The organism is Wolbachia endosymbiont of Pentalonia nigronervosa (assembly GCF_014534705.1).
Classification (GTDB): Bacteria; Pseudomonadota; Alphaproteobacteria; order Rickettsiales; family Anaplasmataceae; genus Wolbachia.
Map to the genome: position 1 here is coordinate 1 of NZ_JACVWV010000172.1, position 1,156 is coordinate 1,156.

The 1,156-nt window shown below is 36.9% G+C and carries 2 protein-coding genes; both read left to right on the forward strand.

From position 1 onward, the window contains the following. On the forward strand, window positions 1-633 hold a 633-nt coding region (locus IC220_RS07735; RefSeq protein ID WP_369408782.1), incomplete at its 5' end, for a hypothetical protein. Beyond that, the coding region (locus tag IC220_RS07740) for a phage tail sheath protein (RefSeq protein ID WP_458695329.1) at window positions 630-1,156 on the forward strand (527 nt) is incomplete at its 3' end. The genes IC220_RS07735 and IC220_RS07740, both read left to right, overlap by 4 nt.

A 1,156-nucleotide genomic window follows, 5' to 3' on the forward strand; every position in this document is an offset into this window, starting at 1 on the left:
AAGCTTGGCAATGCCCAGGATTTACTAATACGTTTGAAATTTGGAAGTAAGAAGGAGGAAAATATGTCTATTTATATGCGTTTCGAAAACAACAAACAAGTAGAAATGACGACACTAGAAAACAAACCGGAAGGAGAAGGATGGTATGAAGCACCAGAAAACTTCGATTGGCAAAAAAGATATTGTTTAGCGGAAGGGGAAAAAATTGTTGAAAGGAGTAATGAAGATATTGAGCTGGAATTATTGCGAAATGCGAAACTTTCTGCATTGTCTGATCTTCGTATTCATTATGATAGGTGTACTCACCAATACGCAGGCTATTCTCACCAGAAAGCTAAGTCGTATGAAATTCAGGAAAAAGCTGCGGAGAATATTTTAGCTTCAGAATCAAGTAAATTAAACGAAAAAGATACTCAAATTATTGAACCTCTAGCAAAAGTTCGAGACATAACAATAATTGAAATGGCGAAACTCATCCAAAATAAAGCGCAACAAGCAGTAAAAGCAATAATAAAATGTGAGGAGCTTGAAGATCTGGCCGAGAGGAAATTTGAAGCAGCCAAAAATGAGGGAGAGCTAAAGGCTTTACTCAATGATTTTAAACAAAGAATACAAGAAATAGGCAGAGGATGACAGAACAATTTTTACATGGTGTGAATGTTATTGAAGTAACTTCAGGCCCAAAAACAATTAGAACCAGTAAATCATCAGTGATAGGTGTAATTGGCACAGCACCAGATGCAGATGAGCAAAAGTTTCCACTGAATAAACCAATATTAATAGCAGGAAGCTTGAAAGAAGCAGCAAAACTTGGAAAAAAAGGGACTCTTCCTTCTGCAGTAAATGAGATTTTCTCCCAAGTTGGTGCAACAGTAGTAGTTATTCGTGTCGAAGAGAGCAAAAATACTGACTTGAAGTTAAAGGAAGAAGAAACGCTGAAGAATGTAATTGGAGGAATTGACGAAAAAACTGGGGAGTATCAAGGCATACAGGCGTTTTTAAGCAGTGAAAGCATAGTCCATGTTGCTCCAAGAATACTAATTGCCCCTTATTTTACTCATCAATTATCTGAGTCTAAAAATCCGGTAGTAGCAGTTTTGATAGGGGTGGCAGAAAAGTTGAGAGCAATAATAGTAGCAGATGGGCCAAATACTAA